The organism is Ochrobactrum sp. P6BSIII (genome assembly GCF_014138065.1).
GTDB lineage: Bacteria > Pseudomonadota > Alphaproteobacteria > Rhizobiales > Rhizobiaceae > Brucella.
Genome location: NZ_JACGXB010000046.1, coordinates 1 through 1,551 on the forward strand (window position 1 = coordinate 1; position 1,551 = coordinate 1,551).

The window sequence follows — 1,551 nt, forward strand, 5'->3', positions numbered from 1 at the left end:
AAGATGTCGATGAATCCGTTCGACGAGATTGCGGTTGAAGAGGCGATCCGCCTGAAGGAAGCTGGCAAGGTCACGGAGATTGTGGTTGTATCGGTCGGCCCGGCACAGGCGCAGGAAACACTGCGCACCGCACTTGCCATGGGCGCGGACCGCGCCATTCTGGTCAAGACTGATGAGACAGTCGAGCCGCTCGGCGTCGCCAAGGTCTTGAAGGGCGTGGTCGATGCAGAAAAGCCAGACCTCGTCTTCCTCGGCAAGCAGGCCATTGACGACGATGCCAACCAGACCGGCCAGATGCTGTCGGCGCTTCTCAACTGGAGCCAGGCAACCTTTGCCTCGAAGGTGGAACTGGGCGACGGTTCGGCCAAGGTCACGCGCGAAGTGGATGGCGGTCTGCAGACCATCGATGTGAAGCTTCCGGCGATTGTCACGGTTGATCTTCGTTTGAACCAGCCGCGTTATGCATCGCTGCCGAATATCATGAAGGCGAAGAAGAAGCCGCTGGACGAGAAGTCGCCTGCCGATTTCGGTGCCGATATCACGGCGCGCCTGAAGGTCCTGAAGACCGAAGAACCGGGTGGCCGCAAGGCTGGCGTCAAGGTTGGCTCGGTTGGCGAGCTGGTCGAGAAGCTTAAAGCTGATGGCATCATCTAAGAAATCGGAAGGGACACGATAAATGGCTATTCTTCTTTTTGCCGAACATGACAATGCAACCCTTTCGGACCAGACGGCAAAGGCGCTGACGGCAGCCGCCCAGATCGGCGGCGATGTCGATATTCTGGTTGCAGGCAAGGGTGCAAAGGCAGCAGCCGATGCTGCCGCCAAGCTGAAAGGCGTGCGCAAGGTTCTGCTGGCTGAAAGCGATGCGCTGGAAAACCGTCTGGCTGAGCCGACGGCAGCACTCATCGTGGCACTCGCCGCCAATTACGACACGATCATCGCTCCGGCGACGACTTCGGCCAAGAACATCCTGCCGCGCGTTGCCGCACTTCTCGATGTGATGCAGTTGTCGGAAATCATGGAAGTCGTATCGGCAGACACGTTCAAGCGTCCGATCTATGCAGGCAATGCAATCCAGACGGTGCAGTCCACCGACGCCAAGAAGGTGATCACAGTGCGCACCGCCTCTTTCCAGGCCACCGGCGATGGCGGTTCGGCTGCAGTTGAAAGTGCAACCGTGCCTGCCGATCCGGCCCTGTCGAGCTTTGTTGGCAATGCGCTGTCGGCTTCGGACCGTCCGGAACTGACCTCGGCCAAGATCATCATCTCGGGCGGTCGTGCGCTTGGTTCGGCTGAAAAGTTCCAGGAAGTGATCCTGCCGGTTGCCGACAAGCTCGGTGCGGCGGTTGGCGCCAGCCGTGCAGCAGTCGATGCGGGCTATGCGCCGAATGACTGGCAGGTTGGCCAGACGGGCAAGGTTGTTGCACCAGAGCTTTATATCGCTGTCGGTATTTCCGGCGCGATCCAGCATCTGGCCGGCATGAAAGACAGCCGCGTCATCGTCGCCATCAACAAGGACGAAGAAGCGCCGATCTTCCAGGTTGCCGATTA

2 protein-coding genes are annotated in these 1,551 nt (G+C 59.4%); both read left to right on the forward strand.

Features of this window, described 5'->3' with window-relative positions; all coding sequences use genetic code 11:
* A partial coding sequence (locus FHW00_RS24385; RefSeq protein WP_078341362.1) for an electron transfer flavoprotein subunit beta/FixA family protein occupies nt 1-654 on the forward strand: 654 nt, incomplete at its 5' end.
* Nucleotides 655-676: 22 nt separating this feature from the next.
* The coding region (locus tag FHW00_RS24390; RefSeq protein ID WP_162762715.1) for an electron transfer flavoprotein subunit alpha/FixB family protein at nt 677-1,551 on the forward strand (875 nt) is incomplete at its 3' end.